Source organism: Micromonospora halophytica (assembly GCF_900090245.1).
Taxonomy (GTDB): domain Bacteria; phylum Actinomycetota; class Actinomycetes; order Mycobacteriales; family Micromonosporaceae; genus Micromonospora; species Micromonospora halophytica.
This window is the reverse complement of the sequence record NZ_FMDN01000014.1, coordinates 87,531-109,039: the sequence shown is the minus strand read 5'-3', so window position 1 is coordinate 109,039 and position 21,509 is coordinate 87,531. Positions and strand designations below refer to the sequence as shown.

Here is a 21,509-nt window from a genome sequence, read left to right as displayed (position 1 = left end):
GTGCGCGACTTTTATCTCCAGTATCCTCGCCTCCAGACGAGTCGGGCTTTACCGACTCGACCATATCCGCACAGTCAGTAGGGAGTTGCGATGCGTGTTCACGTGTATGCCGCCGGTGCCGGAGCTGCCCAGACACAGGAGGTCGAGCCGGACCTCCGTCTCAGCGACCTTCTCGCTCTGGAGGAGGACGAGAAGGTCTTCCTGGTCGATGACGAGTCCGAGCTGGACGTGACGGCGACCGTCGAAGGGGCCCTGGTGGGCCGGCCGGGGCATCTGGCCAAGACGACCTGCCGCGAGATCGCGGTGACCGTCGGCTATGCCGGTGTCGACAAGGTGGTGAAGGTCCACCCCTCCACCCGGCTGCGGCGCCTCCGCAAGCGGGCCATCGAGGTGTTCGAGATCAGCGCGGCCGACGCCGCGGACCTCGTGCTGCGGGTCCCGGGCGGCACCGAGGACCTCGACCTGAACGCCCCGGTCACCACGATCGTCCCGAAGCGCACCTGCAGCGCCATGGTCGACCTGGTCCACACGGTCCGGCCGCAGGGATGACCGCAGCGCTCGAGCCCGGCGTCGACCCGGACCAGCGACGTCTGCGCCGGCACTTGCAGGCCGCCGACGTCGAGGCCGGTGTCGACGCCGGGTCCTGGCGCGTCATCGACCTCACCTGGCCGTTCCTGACGGTGGCCATCGCCGTCGGCGACGACGCGGAGCTGGGCATGCGACTCGACGTCCAGGACTACCCGCTCCAGGCGCCTGCAGGGCAGCCCTGGAACATCAACACGGACACGCCGCTGCCCGTGGCTGAGTGGCCGGTCTCCGGCCGCAACCCGGAGATCTTCCGCCCGGACTGGTCACCGGATAACAACAACGGGCCGTACCTGGCCTGCGACCGAGCCGGGATCACGAGTCATTCGAACTGGGCCAGCGAGCGCCCGGAGCGGTGCTGGAACGTGAACCGCACGATCGGCTTCTACCTGCGCGAGCTGCACCGGGAGCTGTCCTGTGCGACGATGCCCCAGAACGGAGTTGCCCGGTGACCGCCCGTCTGACGATCGCACCGGACCTGTTCGACGTCCTGCTCGCCGGTCTCGCCGAGCGGGGGCAGGGAAACCGCGAGAGCGGCGCGTTTCTGCTCACCGACCGGACCCACCCGGAGGAGGAGCTGCCCCAGCCGGTCACCGCGATCGCGTTCTACGACGACCTCGATCCGGACTGCCTGACCGGCCGGATCGACTTCCACGCCGCCGGTTACACCGCGTTGCAGGACCTCTGCCGCCGTGACGGGCTGCGCGTGGTCGGCGACATTCACACCCACCCGGCTCACCGTGTTCAGCAGAGCCGGGTCGACGCCACGCACCCCATGGTCGCCCGGGACGGCCACGTCGCGCTGATCGCCCCGCACTTCGCGGCCGGCGTCACCGACGTGTCCCAGCTCGGGGTCCACCTGCGGGTGAAAGGCACCTGGGCGTCCTTCTACCGAGAACAAGCCGCCGAGCTCCTGCTCGTGCCCGCAGGGCGCTTGGCCGCTCAACGCACACCGTGGTGGCGCCGGATGCTGTCCCGCTTCCGCCGCCGGCAGCGTCAGGAGAGACGATGACCACCTCGATCACCGACATCTTCAACCGCACCGCCCTGCTGGCGGTGCACGAGGGAACGCAGGCGACCGTCGACGCGGCGCTCGACGCGCACGTCGCGACTGGAATGGCCATCGTCGCGGACAGCGTCGCCTCGGACGTGCGCGGTCAGGCAGCGCTGTGCACGGCCGTCGCGACGGCGGTCCGCGCGTTCGGCCAGGTCATCGTGATCACCGACGGCAGCCTGCCACTGACCGCCGGACCGCACCGCGGGCACACCATCGCGCAGATGGTCGAGCAGGAAGGCGCCCGGCACGCCGATGACCTGACCGAGGTCCCGGCGGACTGGCCTGTGCTGTACCTCGGCGACGCTACGCTCCCGGCACCCGACGGCGGCGTCCGGCTTCGAGCCGGATGGAGCGGCTGGACCGCCCACGTCCACCCGGCCGACACCCGGGCCGGCCACCCCGCCGAGGGCAACGTCCTGGCCGCGATCGCCGCCGGGGCCCTCGGTGTGCACGAGGCCTTCGGCGCGATCCGCAACCGCCCAGGCAGCGACGCCGGCTGGCGCACCCTCACCGTGAACCTTTGGCACCCGGGGACCAGCGCCGAGGGGCCCGAGCTGACTCACGCACCGGCAGCCTGGTGGATCGTCGGCCTCGGTCACCTCGGCCAGGCCTACGCCTGGGTGATGTCCTGGCTCACCTACACCGACCCGCCCCGGGTCGAGATCGTCCTGCAAGACACCCAGCGCGTCGTGGACGCCAACCACAGCACCGGGCTCCTCACCCCGGTGAAGCCGGACCCGGTCCGCAAGACCCGCCTCGCCGCAGCGGTCCTCGAGCGGGCCGGTTACGACGTCGTCATCCTCGACCGGCGACTCGATCACACCAGCCGCGTCCTGACCGAAGACCACCATGTCGCGCTGCTCGGCGTGGACAGCCTCGACCCCCGCAGGCTCATCTCCGAAGTCGGCTGGAAGCTCGCCATCGACGCCGGACTCGGCGTCGGACCGGCCGACTTCAACGCCCTGCTCCTGCGCCGATTCCCCGCTCAGGTCACCAGCGACCAGGTCCCCGGTTGGAAGAGTGACGTCCCCCAGCAACGGCGTGCTCCCACAGCCGCCCTCGCCGACCTGGAGCAACGCGATCCCTGCGGATCCGTCCAACTCGCCGGAACCGCCGTCGGCGCCGCCTTCGTCGGCGTCGTCACCGCATGCCTCGCAGTCGCCCAAGGCGCCCGTGCCACCTTGTCCGGCGACGGCTTCGACGTGATCAACCTGCACCTGCAAACCAACGACGTCGATATCGCACCGGCAACCCGCGAAGTCGATGTGATCGGCGGCCGCCTCTTGCCCGAAGGTGACCAACGCCCGGCCATCTCAGAGACGGCGGCGGGAGAAGGGAGTCAGGACAGGGTGACGAGGTAGCGCTCGGCGTCCAGGGCGGCAGCGCAGCCGGTATCGGCTGCGGTGATGGCCTGGCGGTAGGTGTGGTCGACGAGGTCACCGGCGGCGAATACGCCGGGCAGTTTGGTGCGGGTGCCGGGGAGTCGACGGTGACGTAGCGGTCGTCCTCGAGGGTGACCAGGCCACGGAACAGGCCGCTGCGGGGTCGTGGCCGATGGCGACGAACACGCCTGTGACGTCCAGGACCCGGGTCCGGCCGGTGTTAGACGTCCCGTAGCCGGGCTCCGGCGACGGCACCGTCGTGGCCGAGGATCTCCTCGACGACGCTGTTCCATACCACCCGGAGGTGCTCGTTGCTCAGCGCCCGTTCGGCCACGCTGCGGCTGGCCCAGAAGGTGTCGCGGCGGTGGCTGATTGTGATGCTGCGGGCGAAGCGGGTCAGGAAGGTGGCTTCCTCCATAGCGGTGGTTGCCGCCGCCGACGACGGCGGTGCCCTGGGCGCGGAAGAAAAACCCGTCGCAGGTGGCGTAGGACCGTCATGCCGGCTGCAGCGTCAGAGAGGTCCCGCATGTCGGACAGGAAACACCGACCAGCGTGCAGTCGTTCGCGCACGGGCTCCAGTCCCGACAGCGGCGGCATTCCCTGTCTGGATCGTGCTGCATCATCGCCGAGCGCCTGCAGTTGTTGCAGATCCACCAACTGTCCGCGGGAGCCATGGGCTGCGGAACCGTCAGCAGGTGAAACGGTCCTCGGACCGTGTAGTGGCGTCCGCCCGTCAGCTCGACCGACCCTTCGTGCAGGGTACCGGTTTCGTAGTCGGCGGTCCGTTGGGCGATCTCGCTCCTCTCGCGACGAACGGCTTCGACAGCCTGCGCAACGCCTGTACTGGAGATCATCCATCGGCCGGAGACCTTGACTACCGGTACTCGCTGACCGCCCATGAACACAGTTCCGTCTCGATGCGCCTGGGCGCGGTACCAGGAGTACGCGTTTCCGCCACCGAAAATCGCTACGCCCTCGGTCAGCGGGATTAGATCAGGTAGCGCACTCATGATCCGCCCACTTCCCTTCCATGTTCCTCGAGGCCCGGCTGAGGCCACCAGCAAGGCCACGGTACGCCGGGCCACCGACAGGAGGCCGGGTCGGGACGAGAGCCTTTAGGGGCTCCCCGTCCGGGACGTCGGCTGTCGTTCGACGGCCGCGGGCAGCTCCCCGTATGACAGCGGCGCTCCGCCTTCACACGGAGATGAGCCAGGGGCCGAGGTCGACGGCAATCAGCTCGCAGCCGCCCTGAATGAGCGGTCTTGTGCTGCCCGCAGGTGTGGTGCTGCCCTCGCAGGAAGGGGTGCAGCAGGCCGGTTCGGCCGCTCGCCGGACCGGGCTGCCACGTACAGCCGTGTTCAGCTCCTTCCAGTACGTCGTGCCCCTTACTGTCGGGTGGTGCAGCGATGGGATTCGCTCAATGAGCGGCAGCTCGACCTGCTTCGCCGGATCCACGGCGGCAATGACCTCAGCGGCCCGGACGGCGTCGAGTACCGCCGGTCGGCGCGTGCGCTCCAGGACCGGAACCTGGTGACGGTGACACGCAAGGCAGGGGTGTGGAAGGCGTGCTCGACCGACGCCGGTCGCTTCTACCTTGAGCATGGCCACCATCCCGATCACCCGGACCACCGTGCTTCCCTCCCGCGGTCCGAGACACCGGCACCCGGCGGCATCGCCGGCGGCGCCTCGTCGGCGGACCTGCTGCGATCGGCTCGCGAACTGCTCGACCGCCTGCAGCGTGAGGGCGGCATGGTTCGTATCGAGAGTCCCGACAGTGGAACGCGGGCCCGGTACCGCCGGATCATTCACGCGTTCAAGCAGCAGGGACTTGTGCCCTCGGGCCACCATCTGCGCCACACTGGCCGCGACGCCGGCGACATCGTCATCCGCCTGTACACCGACGCCGGTCCGGACGAGACCGACTGGAACCGGATCCGGCTCAACACCCGACGTGTCACCACCGACCCGCATCTGGCGTTCAGCGCCCTCGAAGCCGATCCGACCAACCTCGCCGTCAGCCCGGGCTCACTGCCCCGGGCGTTGCTGCTGATCCGGCAGCTCGCTGGCGAGGCGGCCCGGCGTGGGCACCGGCTCGGGGTCAACACCAAGGCGAAACACCCGCGGGTGTTCCTCCAGGCCGGGCAGGTCCGACGCACGGTCACCCTGACCGAGGAACGCGACCAGGTCCCGCACGAACCCACCGCCGAGGAGCTGAAGGTGCTGCGACTGCGGCCGTGGATGAAACCCGCGGAGTTCGACGTCGTCGACTCTGGCAGACTCCGCTTGGAGATCGCCCGGGCCGGACACGACAACCGGGACACCTGGACCGACACCGCACGCGTACGTCTGGAACAGCGCGTCGCGCAGATCATCCAAGGGTTCGAGGCTGGCGTCACCGCCGACGAACAGCAACGGCGGGCAGCCGAAGCCGCGCGGGAGAAGGCCGAGGCCGAGCACCGGCGGCGGCAGGAGGAAGCAGCGGCCGAGCGCAGACGGCAGGAGGAGGCCACCCTCGCGCAATGGCACGCCGCGATGGCCGACGCCCGCGTCCGGGCCGCGGACAACATCCGCGCGGAAACCTTCCGCAACGCCTACCAGGCGTGGACCACCGCAGCTGACATCCGCGCGTTCTGCACCGCCCTTGAACATGCGGCCGAGGGGCGGACCGGCGCCGGCGGGTACCTCGCCAGCTGGGTCGCGTGGGGCAGGGCCGCCGCCGACCGGATCGACCCCACCCGCAGTCCCCGCGTGCTGGCTGACATCGACTACACCCCCGAACCCGGACCCGACGACCTGCGCCCGTTCCTCGGTGACTGGAGCCCCCACGGGCCACGCAAGGAGCACCGCCCTGATCACGACCGGCAAGCCCACGCCAGCACCCGCCGACAGGCGGAATCCTGGCACCACCGGCTACTCGACCGCGGCGCCTGAAGTGCGTGCACACCTCAACCGCCACCACACCCCGGCCGGATGCGCACGAGCCCGCGCCCGGACCTGCCGCCATCGCGGCGCGAACCGCCAGCATGACCCGGTACCACGCAACAAGCGACGCTTACCCGAAGGACGGCTGGATGAGAATCGACCCCTCCCGCTTCGCCGTCGGCGACGAATGGGCGTACCGGCAGTCGGACCACGGACCGTCCGAACGCGTCCGCATCCTGGCCGTCGAGCCGAAGAAGACCAGCGCCCGCCTCGAGATCAGATTCCTCGACGACCCCGACGAACGGGTGGAGAAGGTCCCCGGGTCGCGGCTGCGGGTGCCGTGGAGCGAGGTCGGGACCTTCGACTCGCTGATGGCGAACTGGCAACGCATCGACGATCTGAGCCTCGATCGCACAGAGGAAGCCTGCGTCGAGGAGATCTTCGGCCTCTTGATCAGCGACAACGTAGCGGAACTGCTCTGGTCCCCGGTGTCATGCGCCACCGACATCCGAGACAGGGCCCGACTGAGCGAGATCATCGGCGGCCCGATCGACGACATCCTCGCCTCGGCTGAATGGTTCGACCACGACGGCCGGGCCATCCTGTCGCCGGCCGGCACCCTCCAACTGGTCGAGGCCGCGTGCCGTGCCCATCCGACCCAGGTCCTCGACCTCGTCATCGAGCAGGAAGCCCGGTCTCGCCACAAATGCAAGTTCGGCGATGACTACCGCGTTGGCCGCGACAGCCGGTCGACGACACCGGAATGGGAGTACGACTGGTACCGCCGCCACGACCGGCCCCGTCACGAACTGCTACGCCAGTGGTGCGGCCACCGGGCAGTCACCCACCACGAACGGTTCCTCGCCGCCGAAGCCGAAACCCACCGCCTCGACATCCTGGTAACCGACCTCCTCAAGGCCCTGGACACCCTCGGCGAACACGAACAGGCCGCCCGGTTCGCCGAGGAACACGAACGCGACCGCATCACACCCCACACGATGCGCCCCATCGTCGAACGCCCCCTACATCCCTCCGAGATACCCGTGCGCGAGATCAAGGTCAGGAGCCGTTGGTGGTCCTGAAGGCGTTGCCCCAACTGATTCTGCTCGGATCAAGGACCTGAGGTCAGGCCCAGGGGTCCGGTCCGTCGCGATCGTCGCGACCGGCGACCGCTGGGGTGCCGAACATCTGAGCACCGCCAGAGCGATACCTCATTCGCGCCCAGCTTCCGCTCAAATTTTGGCCGCTTAGCTATCGCAGGTGGCTTAGCAACTCGGCAAGCGGCGCGCCGTGAACGTCTTCAGGGTCACCGTTGATCAGCGGTGCGAGGCCACAGGATCGAAAGAAGGCCACTCGCTTCATAACATCGTCATCGCTCTGATCAGGCGATAGGGCGACGAATGAACATCCTGCCAGGGCTGCCTGCTCGGCGAAGTAGCGCACCAGAGCTGTGCCGATGCCTTTCCGCTGCGCGTCGGGGCGGACCCCAATCAGGTAGATCCACGCGTGCGGCAAGGGGTGGTCCGGCTGCTCGATGCGCTCGTCGTACGTCGAGTCGAAGCGGCCTTCGACCAGGCCAAGAACCTCGTTCCCGTCGACCGCTACCCAGCTCGGCAGGGACGGATCAGGGCCTCCCTCGGCGGCGTACTGGTAGTCCCAGCCCTCCTGATCGTGGCCCATGCCGTAGAGGATGTCCGCCATCTGCTGGTAGTCAGCGGGCTGGGACGTGCGGAGCAGCATCAGACCAGGGTACGTACGGCACGCCACCCCTCGTCGGCGCCGGCACCCTAGCCGGTTCTGCTCGACCTGACGTCCTACTCGGCCGGTCAACGACGGCCACGAAGACGAGGCATGCGGCGATCAGTTGATGATCAATCGGAAGGCTCGCTCGCGGCCTTATCTCGCGGGCCGCGAAAGTGTCAGGGGCGCGGTGTCTACTGGAGCCGCCCCTTTGCGGGGGCAACCGCTCGGACTTAGGTGTGAGGAACGGCTTCAGTGGACGTTCATGTTCAAGTACCAATCGTTGGCGAGCATCTCGGACGGGATCGGACCCCGGATGATGACTACCTGACGGTGATGATGTTGTCCGCTGGACTGGCCGGCATCGTTCAGCGGAGGAGACAGGCGGCGGGCGGGCCGGCGAAGGAGGCGGGGTTGTTGCCGGCCCCGTGGCGGGTGGGCTTCTCGCGTCTGTGGTGGCGCTTCGCCGACCAGGCTCTGCAGCCGCTCGACAGTGACCTCGCCCTGTTGGAGCTCTGTGCGCAGCCGCTGGCGACGTGGCCTGTGCAGCTTGACCTGTCGATCACTGACCTGCAGAACAGTCTGTTGGCCGACGGTGACCTGTCCGAGTTCGCGGAGCAGGGTTCTCGGCTCGCGCGGCACGACGTGGAGGCCGAGTGGACCGAGAACCAGGTACACCTGGCGCTGCGGGAAGCCGCAGCCGCGAACGGCTCCTCGGACGAGGAGATCGGGGAGGCGTACGCGGTGCTTCGGCGCTACCTCATCGACCACGCGGTCGTCGCCGACCGTGAGGTTCGCGGCCTTGAGCGGCGCTTCCCGGCGACGGACAACAGCGGACAGACGCACGTCCACCGGCTGATCAGCCTCGCCTACCACTCGAGGCCCGCCCGGGCGCCGCAGGAGTACATCCTGTGCCCATCGTGCCGCAACGTGCTGGCCGATGCCTCGGCGTGTTGCGCGACCGCGGGTTGTCCCGGGGGTTCACCGGAGACGTGGACGGCCGTGCCGACGGCAGTGGTCTACGAGCAACACCGGGCGACGCGCAAGTACATCCACGACCCGGGCCTGGTGGAGGCGCGGATCATCGACGCGCTGTCGGTCGACTCGCTGGCGCCGACGGTCAGGGTCACTCCGTACCCGGGAGTCGACGCGCTGGACGTGTTGATCGAGTTCCTGCGCCCAGGCGTCGGCGGGGTGCCGGAGGTTGCCGAGACCTGGGGCGTGGACGCGAAGGACCAGGTCAGCGCGCGGCTGTTGGGCCGGGGATTCACCTGGCCGCAGGCACCGGTGTGCGACCGGCGGTACCTGGCGCTTCCAGCTCACCGGGCGGTGCAGGCGGGCTACATCAGCGACTTGGAGGCCGAACTCGACGGGCGGGTCGCGGGCGTGCGCGTGATCGACGAGAACCAGCTGGTGGCTCGGGCCAAGGAGCGGGCGAAGGAGTTGGCCGCGTGAGAGAGACCTCGTCGTGGCGCGACAGCTTGATGAAGCAGATGCGCCGGGAGCAGTTCCCGGAGGCGGTGATGGCTCGGGACGCGTTCTGCCGGGTCGAGCTGGGGCTGCACTTCCTGACAAAGCACTTCCCGGGCGAGCCAGTGGGGGCGCTGCAGCCGCTGCTGTCCGGGTACGTCGACCTGCCGCCCGAGTTTGTGGCGGAGTGCCGGCGGGTGCGACACCGCATGGGTGACGTGGCCCGGCGCGGCTACTGGCGCAGGCTGCTCAACCACTACCTGCGGGTGCCGCAGGAATGGCGGCGCTTCGCCCGCACGGATGCCGCGGACGGGCAGGTCAACGACAAAACCGTGTTCACCGTCGCGGGCTCGGCGTTGTGCCAGGACCGCGTGGCGACGTACGACGCGGCGCTGGCTGACCCGCTGCAGTACAGGCTGACCCCGCCCCGGCCGCCGGCACCGGCCGGGCGGCGGTACGAGTTCCGCGTCGGAGACAGCGTCGAGGTGATCCACCTGCCGTCGACGCTGCCGCCGGCCCCGCCCGTCACGCGGCTTCCCCTCATGGCCCGCCGCTCCCGGGAACCCTGGACCGTGTCGTTCGAGAAGGAATTGCTGGAGACGGCGAAGGAGATCGACCGCAGGCTCGTCGGCAAGCCCCACATCACGAACCGGAACTGGCACAAGCGCCTGACGGAGAACATGCGCTTCAGCTCCGTCGACCGCAACGGCCCCGGCCTGGTCGACAGACCCGAGACCTTCGTCCTCGACGGCGTCTCCCACATCGTCGGGCTCATGAACTCGGGCAAGACCACCCTCACCGACGTGTTGGCGGTCAACCGGGTGCTGAAGCACGGCAACCGTGTCGGGATGGTCCTGGGCTCGGTCGGTGACGTCTACGCCAAGGTGTCGTTCCTCCGGTCGATCGGCATCGACGCCGTGCCCCTGATCGGACGCAGCAACCGAGCCGAGCACGCCGCACGCTACTGGCGCTCCGCGATCGAGGAATCTCCCGTCCTCGTGCCCGACGACGGCAACCCCGCCGACCCGGCTGCCGCCTACGCCAACGCCTCCTGCCTGCTGGAACCCTTCCGGCGCTCGGCCAACCCCGACTGGAAGCCGCTGGAGCCGAACGAGTTCCCGTGCCACGGCAAGCTCCGCGACGCCGAGGCAGACGAGCCGGCCACCTACGACTGCCCGCTGCTGTCGATCTGCCCGGCGCAGAAGGCTCACCGCGAGATCGTCAACGCGCAGGTCTGGGTCACCACCGCGCAGTGCCTCATCGCCAGCCGCGCTGAACCGGCTGACGCGTCCATGCGCTGGTTCGAGGCCTTCCAGCCGCACACCGACCTACTCGTCATCGACGAGGCGGACGCGGTCCAGCAGGTGCTGGACTCCCGGTTCGTGCAGACCGAGCCCTTGGTGGCCGCGGGCAAGGGCTGGACGCACCGGATGGTCCAGCACACCAACGCCGCCCTGGACAACCAGAGCATGGCCCCGGCGGCCGACGACGAGGTCGACCGCTGGCACACGCAGCTGCAGATCCACCAGAACGCGGTCTTCGTCCTGAACCGGCTGGCCCTGTCGCCGCCCGGGCAGCGGCTGAAGGAGCTGCTCGGCGACGCGCCGTTCACGGCGCACTCGCTGTTGCGCCGCGTCGCCCGAACCCTGTTCGGGCTGCCCTCGCGAGGTGACGGGGACAAGCGCGTCGAGGACCTCGCCGACGACTTCTACCGCCAGGAGCTGCAGGAATTCGCGGAGAGCCCGCTGAGCGAGCAGCCGCACAGCCTCGACGACGTCGTCGCCCAGGTGACCCGCCAGCCGCGGACGGACGCCGCGGTGGCACTGGCCATCGACAACTGGCTCGACCGGTGGCTGGAACCGAACATCGAGGCAGGACACGTGCGCCGCGAATGGTTCGACCAGCGTCGCGGCCTGCTGCGCCTGGTCGTCGAGGCAGCCATCTGCGCCGGCCGCATCACCACGACCTTCTTCACAATGACGACGATGTACCCGTCGGTGCGGGAACACCTGCAACTGCCCGACGAGGAAACCTTCTGGGCCGACCAGCCTCCACGCGACTACCGGCCGCTCGTCCCCGAGGCCCCGATGGGCAACATCCTCGCCCTGCGGTGGGCCGACAGCCGCAACGGTGGTGCATCGCTCCAGCTGCTGTGGGTCCACGGAGTCGGCCGGTGGCTACTGCACCACGCGCACGACCTCCTCGCCTGCGAGGGCGTGCAGGGCCCCCACGTCGTTCTGACCTCCGCCACCAGCTGGGCACCCGGCTCGTCGTTCTACCACATCCCCATCGAGCCCACCGCCGTGCTGCGCCCACCCCCCGAGGACGAGACCGCCCTGCGAAAGTCACACATGGCAGTCAAGGCCCAGAGGAACGGCGCCGACCCGATCTTCGTGTCCGGCAAGACCGGCAGCCGGCGCCACGACGCCCTTCGGCTGCTGGTCACCGCGCTGTGCCAGCCCGTCGACGGCCGCCCGCGCAGCCTCGTCGACGAGCTGCGGACGAAGCTGCCCGAAGACCGACGCAAGATCCTGTTCGTGGTCCTCTCCGGCGACGAGGCACGCACCGTCGGCGACCACATCAACGCCCGAGTGCCCCAGCTCAGCGCGCGGATCGTCGTACCCGACGCCGCCGACCCCGGCGTCGGCGGCATCCAACGCCGTCTCGTCGGGCGCTTCGGCACCGGCGAGGAAGACATCCTCGTCGCCGCCGAAATGTCGATCCAGCGCGGCTACAACATCCTCAACGCCAACGACACCGCCGCCCTCGGCGCCGTCATCTACCTGACCCGCTCCCACCCGCCGCCCTTCGACCTGGCCTTCCCCCTGTCACTGGTGAGCCAACTGGCCATGGACCACCTCCAACGGCCGCCGGCCGCCGCCCCCGGCGAAGTCGGCAGCCTCGTGAAGCAGCTCCGCTCCACCGCCCGCAAGGTCTGGTTCGACGCCATCGGCCGCCCCATCCAGTTCCGCGCCCTCGACCCCCAGGACCGGCGCGTCTTCGTCGCCAACAACCTCGTCCCCATGAGCCAGACCATCGGACGCAGCATCCGGGGCAACCAGCCGACCACCGTGCTGCTGTGCGACGCGGCCTTCGCCGAACGACTCGCCGACCCCGAGGAGAAAACCGCGGACACGGCGCGTACCAGCATCGTCGTGGCCACCGACCAGTACCTTGGACAACTGCTGGCCACGCCCGCCGACGGCGCAAGCCAGCACCGCCTGCGAGAGCACGCCGTCAACACCGCCGTGTGGGGCCTGATGGGCCACCTGGTCCGCACCAACGACCCCCTGGGATCGAGGAGGACCCCCCGGTGACCGACACCGAGACCAGCGAGAACACGGCCAAACCACCCCGCAGGACTACCGGCGACCACCTGCGCCTGCTCGCGTTCGACATCGAGCCAGGCACCCGCTGGGACGTCGAGTGCGACGTCGCGGCGATGCCCGCCACCTGGTTCACCGAACTCGACAAGCAATGGCGCACCCGGCCGTTCGGCCGCCCCGGGCACTCGCTGCCCACCAGCAGCCTCAAAGAGCTCCTCTGCGGCATCGACCCGGCGATCATGTACGTCAACTGGGACCTGAGGTCGGACGACTTCATCGTCGCGTTCCCCGGCATCGACACGTACGTGGTCACCGACGCGATCGCCAGCTGGGCCACCACCGAGATCACCGACCAGGTCGACTGGTACCAGATGCTCAAACCAGCCGACCTCGTCTTCGAACGCCGCTGCTTCAATCTCCTCGAATACGCCGTCCGCGCCAACGGCACCGCCGCGGTGGCCCCGCACGTCTACCAGATGCTGCCCTCGTTCCTCGCCAAAGAGGTCGTCGACAGGAAACTCGACCTGCTCGGCAAGGCCCGGCGCGACTTCATCCTCGGGCCACCCAGAAGCGACGGCCGGCGCAGCGCCGTCCTCTGGCCGCCCCAGCGAACCGACGACGACCGCGCCGGCCCCGGACTCGTCACCGCCAAGATCGACTTTCACGTGGAGACGGCACCCAACTTGCCCGTACCGCGCATCCACGCCGACGTCAGCATCAGCCGCTTCCCCCTCATGCCCGTGGCCTACGTGCCGTCGCGTGGCAAAGGCCCCACCTCAGCCACCATCTGGCTCCACGGACCACAAGGCTTCCTCGGCCGCGACGACGAACCCCACACCCTGCTGGCCGCGCCGGCACGCCAGATGCGGATCCCCGGCGGCGGCTGGCAGTGGCAGTGGAGCCCCGGCCTGGCCCGCGCCCTCGCGAAGCTCACCCAGCTGTCGTTCCCCGACCCGCACAAGACCCTCGCCGACCCGGCGGCAGCCGCCGACCTGCTCGACGAACGGGCCATCCGCGCCTACGTGCTGTACAGCGAAGGCACCAAGAGTCAAACGGCGGACGCCGACGCCGCACCCAGCGTGGACGCCGACGGCAAGGAAACCAGACGAGCCAAGACACTTGTTCACGCCGCCAACACCGGCCTGGTGCCAGGAGACCACGTCGACGTCCACGACAGGCTGCGTGACCTCCTCGCCACCCGCGGGATCCGGCCGCTGCCCGACCTCGAGCGTGTCGGCTCCCGCGCCACCCGCAAGATCAAAGCCGCGTTCGACCCGAACACCACGTACACCATCGAACTGTGGACGCAGAGCGAGATCACTCGCGAGGCCGTACTTGCGACCCTGGAGCACCACTTCGGCCTCGCACGCGAGCCCGACCCGGCCGATAACAGCATGGTCCGCTTCCACGGTGACCTCAACATCACCGTCCGCCTGCGCAACGGCGCCGAGATCGGCGTCGGCGTCCAACCCGACCCGGACAAGAAGAAGACCGACGACGCCATGCTCCAGCTGCACACCAACCGGCTTGCAAGGGAGGTGCTCGGCGGGAGCACCGACCGCCTGGGGGCCATCGTCGAACTGCAGGACGCTGCCTTCTTCCAACGCGCCCGGCTCATCGACCCGAAACCCGGCCTGAAGAAGGCCTTCGCCCGCACCAATCGGCGCCTGCAGTGCCTGCGACCAGCCCAGCTGTTCACCGAGCCGAAGACCTGGCCCGAGAACGCCAAACGGAAGAAGCCCGAGCCCTACCCCGGCACCCGGTTCGGGGCCGGCACCATCCTGCGCGTGGCGTCCGCCATCAACGACTGCCTGCGCCAGCTCGGCCGTTTCGGTCCCTACCACATGCCCGTCGGACTGCCCGACATCGAGCAGGTCGGGATCTGGCTACACCACGACGGCCCCACCTGCATCCCGATCGTCATCCGCCAACAACCCGACGGCACCGCAACCGCCTACCTCCCCGGCGCAGATGGCAGCCCTTCTCACACCGTCCCTTACGCCGACTTACCCGCCCTTCTCGCCGATGGCAAAGGACGGATCGGCCCTGGCAGGCAACAGAAGCAGATCCTCGCCGGCTTCCTCGTCAACGTCCTGGGCATCGGCGGCACCGCCGACTCGGCAACCCACGACCGCATCATCATGGTCAGAGCCGCCGGATTCCGGAACTGGGGCTGGGACTGGATGCAGGACAAGCACCTGCGCCCCGACCAGCTGATCCTGCCCGGCGTCGACATCGAAGACGACGCCGACCTCCCCGAGACCAACGGACCGGACAAGACACCAGGCCTGCGCATCGTCCGCGTCCGAGACCGCTCCAGCACCATGGAAGTCCCCCGCGGTTTCGCCAACGACCTCGACAAGCACCACCCCAGGGTCAGCGGATTGTTCCGCGCTAGCGAACGCGTCTACTACTCCGTCAACCCCAAGTCCGACCAGATGCAAACTCCACACGGCCGCACGAAGCTCGACCCCGACATCCACACCAACTTCTCCGTGCAGGCGTCGAACCCGGTGCCCCTGGAGATCTGCGTCGCCCACCAACAGCCCAACGACGATCCGGCAGCCCTCGCCACTCTGGTGTCACTGCTGCGTAGAGCACATGCCCACACCGACCAGGCCACCAAATATCCGGGTGTTCTGCACCTCTGCTCGCTAGCGGACGAGTACCTGTGAGGCGCCCAACCGATCGGCGGATTGCTGGAGCTACGGCTCCTCCCTTCGGCACCGGGGGCGGCTCCCGAGTTAGTGCCACCGCCAGATTCCGGCTGAGGCTGAGCTACTCGGGGAGTCCGGACGGCTGCGTACTGGGCTATGCCTCAAGAGTGACTCGCGGGGCAGCCTGCGAGCCCGCGGCGACTACGACGAGCGGTCGGCCGACATGCCGGCCTGCTGCGCGAACCCGAGGCAAGAGCATCGTCAGCGGCGACGTTCATCGTAGGCGATGACCAAGTGCGCGGGAGGCATCGCACGCAGGCCCGGTAGAAACCGGTGGAGGGCAGCGCTGGCCTTGCCCGAGGTGCCGATCCAGCAGTCGCGGACCAGCCGGGAGAACGTCTCAGGGTCGATGCTGCGCTCCGGTGGGAAGCGCAGCATCTTGCCGCCGTCGCGCCCCAGATCCGGATCCGCATACATCAGCTGGACCAGCTCTGCGGGAAGATAATGCCCGTCGATCAGCTGATGATCGGTATGCAGCTTGGTCATCGGATGGGCGAACTTGACGAACGCGCTGGTACCGGCCAGCCGAAAGTCAGCGACCTTCGCGGGAGGGACGCCGTCCGGCCGGGTGCAGGCCAGCATCGCCTCGAGTTGGCCGAGCAGGCGATCGTTGCCATTGATCCGGTGGATCAGTCCTTTACTGTCACGGTCCAGCACCTTGTACTGCACAATAACGAAGGCGTCCGGCTCGCTGCGCCAGTAGACCAGGTCCGCGCCGGTCTGCGTTTCAGCCGACTTGAAGTTGATGTTCTTGACCAGCAGCCGGCGCCCCTCGGACTGAAACTCCACCCAGCCGCCCTGCGACCGATGCTGCTCCCAGCCCTCGAAGGGAATGATGTCGTCCTGGATCAGGTCGTTCTCGTCCGGCCTCAGCTCCGCGACGAAAGCCGCCACCTCGGCTGACGGCTCGTCGGATAGCGGGACCGGCTCGAGGTCACGCCAGTCCGGGGAGAACAGGCGAGCCGCGGTCATGTTGGCGTCCCGGGCTTCCTGCAGAGCGGGCCGCCCTGCGACCGCGGCGCCACCGGCCGGTGCGGGTGGGAGCAGCACGGACCGGACTATCTCGTCGAAGCCGGTGATCCGTTGCCGCAGCTGGCGAAGAGTCGCCTCGTCGGTGCTGGGCGGGATGGGCCTCGCCGACGCGTGCAGATTCCGCCGCCACCAGTGGGCCTCGTTGACCGGCAGCCCGCTGATGATGGCGTCCACCGGGATTGGTGTGGCCAGCACAGTCCAATTCCGGATCTCTAAATTGCGTACGCCGGTCGTCCCGCTGCCGAGCCTGCCGAGCGCGTGCGCCCGGGCCAGCGCCACCACCGCCCATCCGGAACCCGGCGAGCCGGGCAGGTCGACGTTGCCGATCAGCAGGGCCAGCTCGATCTTTTGGTGCTTCCAGTACTCGGCGGCGACCTCGCGGTCTAGGGAGTCAATGCGCCGGCGAGGCTCAGCCGCTTTCCGAACCGGTGCACGGCGAGCGCGCCGCGTTCCTTCTCGTGCCGACTCGAACGACTTGACCGCCGCCATCGGCATCGGCTGAAAAGTGGCATCGGACAGGACACCGTGGCGGACGAGCTCGACTTGCTCGGCCGTCAGCTGGATCAACGTCGACAACGGGTCAACCGCCCTTCGCGAGGGTACGCCGCCTTGGTAGGTACCATACGGCTGCGATGATGCGGATCATGTTCACCTTCCGGCTGCTGCGGTAGACGCGTCACTCGGCGCGGTATGCGCAGGTTCCGTCGAGATTGAACCGTTGAGCGAACTCGACGTCGTGGTGACCGCAGCCGCCGGCACCGCCCGAAGCCGAGAGGCTGAGCTGGGAGGGCGGTGGCGCTGCGCGGATCCCCGAGGGTTCACGGTGACCGATGTGGTCGTCAACGTGGTGGACTTCAGTGTCGGGATGTCTACGAGGCCATGGCACACGCGGTGTGGCCCTCGGCTAGTGCTTCGGGTTCTGGCCGAGTTGCGGTTCAAGGGCATCACCGTCGGTCGAATGCTGATCTTTCGACCCAGCCGATGCTCAAGTACCTGAAACGCGGACGCGTCGGCGTTGAAGGCGCCAAATCGCCTCTATCGCCGCCACCCCGGTGACCCGCTACCGGCAACACACGATCCCCAACCCCTTGCCCACACCCGACAACGCCTGAAGACGAGAGTCCATTGCGCGGAGACGCGCTCCGCGGTTTCGGCGAGCGGCCTGGAGAAACGCACCAGCGGCACGAGCCGTCTGACCGGATTCGACACGGGCTCACCGTCGGAACACCATGGTCGTCGTTACCCGCCCAGCCCCAGGTCGAAAGCATTTGATCTGGGAGATCCTCGCCCTCAAGTACCCCGTCGGCCGCGGCCGATCACCGATCGGACGCTGCGGCGCCTGCTCGAGAGCCTGGTCTGGGAGGACCAGCGGGCGCTGTGGGTGGAGCTTAGGCTGTCGGGCTCGTGAGCTCGCGGACGCGGTCGCTGTAGAAGCCCTGCTTGTCCGCGTCCATGACTCGCTCGCAGTACTCCCGGGCGCGTCGCCGATCACCGACCATGAAGTAGTACTTCCCGAGCTCGAAAAGGCTGAACAGGTCGAAGGCGTCGAGCGCCAGGGCCTGGTTGTAGAAGCTGAGGGCGAGGCGATCGTTCCCGTTGAGGGCGTGCGCCCACCCGAGCTTGGAGTAGACGACGACGGCATCCGGCCGCTCCGCTCGAACGATCTCGAGCAACTGGATCGCGCGCCCGTAATCGCCATCAAGTCCCGCCGCGACGGCGAGCCGGAACCGCGAGTACGGCCGGTCGACGGCGTCCACGAGGCGCTCGTAGATCGCCACCGCGTCGCCGTACCGCTGGAGGTTGGTGTACAGCTGACCGAGTCGCTCGAGCACCTCGCGTCGCTGATGACCCTCGACCGGGTAGCCACGATCGAAGGCGGCGAGCAGCTGCTCGTACGCTTCGGCCGCTTTGCGGTGGTACCCCAGGCGCATACAGATGCCGCCGAGCATCCGCAGGTACTGAGGATGGCCGTCGCTCCGATCGACAGCGGCCTCTGCCGCCTCCAGGGCACCTTGAGCGTCGCCCTCGGCGAGCCGCTGCTTGGCCAGTTCAAGGTAGTAGAGCGGACTCGACGAGGGCGGCCGGAAGCCGAGCTGGCTGGGCTCCGAGCGAGCCGGCATGGCTGCTGTCGCGGCCTCGGCACGCAACCGGTCAAGGCATGCCTGCACGGCGGCGCGCATCGACCCGCAGTTCGGAAAACGGTTCTCGGGCCTCCGCGCCATCGCGCGAAGGATCACGTCCTCGAGATCGGCACGCACATCGCGGTTGACCTCACGAGGCTTGGCGATCTGCACGCCGGTCAGCAGCTGATGCGGGCTCGAGTAGGGCAACCGTCCGGTGGCCATCTCGTAGAGGAGAACGCCGATTGAGTAGATGTCGCTTACGTCCCGGGCGCGCTTCCCCTCGAGCGCCACCTCCGGGGCCATGTACGCCTCCGTGCCGTGGCGCTTGGTCCAGACCCACACGTCCTCGAGTCGGCGGCTCGACCCGAAGTCGGTGATCTTCGCTGCCCCGGACGCCTTGTCGACGAGGATGTTCTGCGGCTTCAGGTCGTTGTGCGAGATGTTCGCGGCGTGGACGGCAGCAAGACCGTGGAGGATCTGCAGCGTCCACTCCAGGATCTGTTCGAAGGTGAGCGGCGCCCGCGTACTAGCGCTGTCGAGGACCTTCGCCAGGTCGTAGCCATCGACAAACTCCATCTCGATCACGAAGAGCTCGCTGATGTTGTGGAAGCCGTGGACGCGAACGATGTTCGGGTGATGGATGTCCCTGATGATGTCGGGCTCCTTGCGAAGCACCTCCTCGCCCTTCTCCTGGTCTTTCGGAATCTTGATCGCGACCGTGGCACCATCCTTCAGTCTCCGCGCCTGCCACACCTCGCCGAAGCTCCCTTTGCCGAGCTCGGCTAGCAAGCGAAACCGATCGCCCAGCTCCTCGCCGGGTTTGCCGCGGAACACGATCAGCGCCATTACTACGCCCTCCCCAGGGCGAGCCGCTCATTGCGCTCGTCGCGCAGGAACTCGCCGAACACGAGACGTTCGGAATCGGGAGCTGGGCGCATCACGCACTTGATAATCATCAACGGTGTCCGTGCCGGGGCCACGTCACTGCCACGACGCCTAAACCCTTCGCGGTAAGTTGCGATGATGGCGTCCATGCTGCGTGGAGCCGAGCCGCTGCGCACCCAGTAGATCAGGACACACAGCTTCAAGCTCGGGGTCGCAGTCGACGCGATCGCAAGGTTCTCGACCTTGCCCCGCAGCTTCCCCTCGTCACCGCGCTCGAACCTCTCGAATTCGAACGCGAGCGAGGCTTCGCCCGAGTGCTTCTCGAACCACACGGAGTCCCCGCGCACGTCCCCGAGGCCGTTGTCGCGAGCCCACCAGATCGGGCACTCCGCCACGGCGGAGTAGCCCTGCGACTGCCCCGCGGTGGCCAGGACCGTGAGGAAGTGCGAGTGCACCGTGAGCCCGATGTCCGGGATCCCCGACGACAGCAGCATCGGGAAGTGCTCGACCATCAGTTCGCGGTTGGTGAGCCCGTCAAACACCAGGTCCGCCGGTGATGTCGAGCGGTCACCCATCATCCTCCCGACCTCCCCCAGCGCTCGCACACGCGCGGTGACTCACCGCCGTGGATGAGCGCCTTGGTGCCGACCTTGACGACGAGCGGCGCGATGATCGCCCGTCCGCAGATCAGCGCCTCACCGGTCGACAGCGTCGGGAGCTCCGCCAGGTCCGCTGCAGAGAAGTAGTCGGAGGTCTTCTGGATGAACCGCTGGTCGTCCGGGTTCTTGATGCGCATCGCGACGATAGTGTTGCACTGACTCGTCACGTCGGAGTCGAGCTTGCTCGGGCGCTGGCTGACGATGGCGAAGCCCACGCCGAACTTCCGGCCCTCGGCCGCGATGCGCTTGATGATGTTCTTCGAGATCGCAGCCTCGCCGGCGGGTGCGAAGTTGTGCCCCTCCTCGTAGACAATGAACACCGGTCGGGTCGGGCGCTGCTTGTCGGCCGCCGCCTTCATCAGCTCGCTCGAGATGAGCGCGACGATGACCTGCCGCGCCGTGTTCGAGAGCCCTTGGAGGTCGATGATGCAGAGCCGTCCGGCCTCGGCATTGTCGTCGCCGACCATGTCGTAGACGTCGAACGGCTCACCGGCCGCGCGCGAGTAGAAGCTCTGGGCCTCGTTGATCATGCGCCGAAGGCGGATGGCGGCGATGTTGGCGCTCCCTCCGCGGAGCGCGTTGGCCTCGCCCTGGCTGCCGGACTCCGTCACCCACTCCTTCAGGCGGTCGAGATCATCGAGGACCGCGAAGAGCTCCTGGATGTCGCGAGGCTCGTCGATGTTCTCCTTCCAGTAGCGGAGCGCGACGTCGAGCACGCGCTGCTGCGGCTCCGTCAGTCCAGGGAGCACACCGGAGAACTCGTCCACGTCGAAGTGGTCGAGCTGAAGAGCGAGGCGCGTGTTCTTCCCCGCGTACTTCTCGTCGAAGCTCCGCAGCTGCGGCGTGTAGACCTTGATGCCGCCCCCGCGGTCCTGCAGCTGCTGGAGGGCATCTTGGATCTCCGCGAGCTTCTGCCGGTCCCTAGGATCCTCGACCTTGTCGAGCCGGTCGTTGAAGTTGAGCTTGCCGGCTCGGAAGGCCTTGCCGTACTCGCCGTGCGGGTCGAAGACCACGACCGACGCGTTGAGCTGCGAGACCAGCCGTTCGATGACGCGCCCGACGGTGTAGCTCTTCCCCGAGCCGGTCATCGCAAGCACGGCGAGGTGCTCGGTCACCAAGGTGTTCGCGTCGAGGAAGACCGGGACGATGTTCTCGCCCTTCTCGTAGCCGACGAGGTTGCCGAGATGGATGCTGGTGTCCTCCGAGAACTCGTAGAAGCTCGTGAGGAACGCGTAGTCGACTCCGTAGACCTTCGTCCCCGGCGTCAGGGGACGTCGGGGTATCCGGATCTCGCCGGTGAACGGATCCTTGTAGCCGACCAGCTCGAGCGTCGCGTACACGGTCTCGCCCGAGAGCCGCGACTGCGGCAGCAGCTCGACTTCACTGATCCCCTCGCCGAGCGCTGGGCTGAACAGGATGTTCGACCGCGAGAGCCCCACGATGCGGCCCAGCACGTCGAGCTGCGATTCTGACTCGCGCTCCTGGTGCGCGACCCGCACGAACTCCCCACGCCGCGCCGAGAAGCTCGTACGCAGCGCGATCGTCAGCTTGTTGGGCTCCCCGGTGTTGCCGACCAGCTTGCCAATGTAGTTGTCGTCGTCTCGGAACATG

The 21,509-nt window shown here is 68.1% G+C and carries 14 protein-coding genes and 1 pseudogene; 9 read left to right on the top strand and 6 right to left on the bottom strand.

What is annotated here, in order from left to right:
* Positions 1-90: 90 nt before the first annotated feature.
* From GA0070560_RS18510 to GA0070560_RS18495, 4 genes are read left to right on the top strand one after another with little or no spacing between them, the layout of a single operon-like run.
* Positions 91-549, top strand: coding sequence for a hypothetical protein (locus GA0070560_RS18510; protein ID WP_139131531.1), 459 nt, complete (start codon positions 91-93; stop codon positions 547-549).
* The gene (locus GA0070560_RS18505) at positions 546-1,037 is read left to right on the top strand and encodes a DUF7665 family protein (protein ID WP_091299099.1); all 492 of its coding nucleotides are present in this window, start codon (positions 546-548) and stop codon (positions 1,035-1,037) included. The genes GA0070560_RS18510 and GA0070560_RS18505 overlap by 4 nt, the downstream gene beginning before the upstream one ends.
* The gene (locus GA0070560_RS18500) at positions 1,034-1,597 is read left to right on the top strand and encodes a hypothetical protein (RefSeq protein WP_091299095.1); all 564 of its coding nucleotides are present in this window, start codon (positions 1,034-1,036) and stop codon (positions 1,595-1,597) included. Before GA0070560_RS18505 ends, GA0070560_RS18500 begins: the two co-directional genes overlap by 4 nt.
* Positions 1,594-3,003: a hypothetical protein gene (locus tag GA0070560_RS18495; RefSeq protein ID WP_091299093.1), complete on the top strand. Its 1,410-nt coding sequence runs from the start codon at positions 1,594-1,596 to the stop codon at positions 3,001-3,003. The genes GA0070560_RS18500 and GA0070560_RS18495 overlap by 4 nt, the downstream gene beginning before the upstream one ends.
* On the opposite strand, the pseudogene GA0070560_RS18490 reads toward GA0070560_RS18495, so the two are convergent.
* Positions 2,982-3,515 (bottom strand): annotated as a pseudogene (locus GA0070560_RS18490) (FAD-dependent oxidoreductase); the annotation flags it as partial. The gene GA0070560_RS18495 and the pseudogene GA0070560_RS18490 overlap by 22 nt on opposite strands.
* Positions 3,516-4,419: 904 nt before the next feature.
* On the opposite strand from GA0070560_RS18490, the gene GA0070560_RS18485 reads away from it, so the two are divergent.
* Both GA0070560_RS18485 and GA0070560_RS18480 read left to right on the top strand, forming a co-directional pair.
* Positions 4,420-5,955, top strand: coding sequence for a hypothetical protein (locus GA0070560_RS18485; protein ID WP_091299089.1), 1,536 nt, complete (start codon positions 4,420-4,422; stop codon positions 5,953-5,955).
* 140 nt (positions 5,956-6,095) lie between these two features.
* Complete coding sequence (locus GA0070560_RS18480; RefSeq protein WP_091299087.1) at positions 6,096-7,028, top strand: hypothetical protein; 933 nt, start codon at positions 6,096-6,098, stop codon at positions 7,026-7,028.
* 169 nt (positions 7,029-7,197) lie between these two features.
* Here the strand turns inward: GA0070560_RS18480 and GA0070560_RS18475 are convergent, their stop codons facing one another.
* Positions 7,198-7,686: a GNAT family N-acetyltransferase gene (locus GA0070560_RS18475; RefSeq protein ID WP_091299084.1), complete on the bottom strand. Its 489-nt coding sequence runs from the start codon at positions 7,684-7,686 to the stop codon at positions 7,198-7,200.
* A 255-nt stretch (positions 7,687-7,941) separates the two neighbouring features.
* Here GA0070560_RS18475 and GA0070560_RS18470 point away from each other — a divergent pair, with 255 nt between their 5' ends.
* Genes GA0070560_RS18470 through GA0070560_RS18465 form a run of 3 tightly spaced genes read left to right on the top strand, consistent with a single transcriptional unit; the run spans position 7,942 to position 15,157 of the window.
* Positions 7,942-9,141: a restriction endonuclease-related protein gene (locus tag GA0070560_RS18470; protein ID WP_139131530.1), complete on the top strand. Its 1,200-nt coding sequence runs from the start codon at positions 7,942-7,944 to the stop codon at positions 9,139-9,141.
* Entirely contained in the window at positions 9,138-12,473 is a 3,336-nt protein-coding gene (locus GA0070560_RS28265; RefSeq protein WP_139131529.1) for a pPIWI_RE_Z domain-containing protein, read from the top strand. Before GA0070560_RS18470 ends, GA0070560_RS28265 begins: the two co-directional genes overlap by 4 nt.
* Complete coding sequence (locus tag GA0070560_RS18465; protein ID WP_139131528.1) at positions 12,470-15,157, top strand: RNaseH domain-containing protein; 2,688 nt, start codon at positions 12,470-12,472, stop codon at positions 15,155-15,157. The genes GA0070560_RS28265 and GA0070560_RS18465 overlap by 4 nt, the downstream gene beginning before the upstream one ends.
* A gap of 243 nt (positions 15,158-15,400) precedes the next feature.
* Here GA0070560_RS18465 and GA0070560_RS18460 read toward each other — a convergent pair whose 3' ends face one another.
* The 4 genes from GA0070560_RS18460 to GA0070560_RS18445 form a co-directional block, all read right to left on the bottom strand.
* Complete coding sequence (locus GA0070560_RS18460) at positions 15,401-16,807, bottom strand: hypothetical protein (protein ID WP_091299080.1); 1,407 nt, start codon at positions 16,805-16,807, stop codon at positions 15,401-15,403.
* A gap of 812 nt (positions 16,808-17,619) precedes the next feature.
* Positions 17,620-19,200 (bottom strand): serine/threonine-protein kinase, encoded by a 1,581-nt coding sequence (locus tag GA0070560_RS18455; RefSeq protein ID WP_091299078.1) that lies wholly within the window; start codon positions 19,198-19,200, stop codon positions 17,620-17,622.
* Between the two features lie 2 nt (positions 19,201-19,202).
* Complete coding sequence (locus tag GA0070560_RS18450; RefSeq protein WP_139131527.1) at positions 19,203-19,817, bottom strand: hypothetical protein; 615 nt, start codon at positions 19,815-19,817, stop codon at positions 19,203-19,205.
* Positions 19,814-21,508: a helicase HerA-like domain-containing protein gene (locus GA0070560_RS18445; protein WP_091299072.1), complete on the bottom strand. Its 1,695-nt coding sequence runs from the start codon at positions 21,506-21,508 to the stop codon at positions 19,814-19,816. Before GA0070560_RS18445 ends, GA0070560_RS18450 begins: the two co-directional genes overlap by 4 nt.
* Position 21,509: the final 1 nt, after the last annotated feature.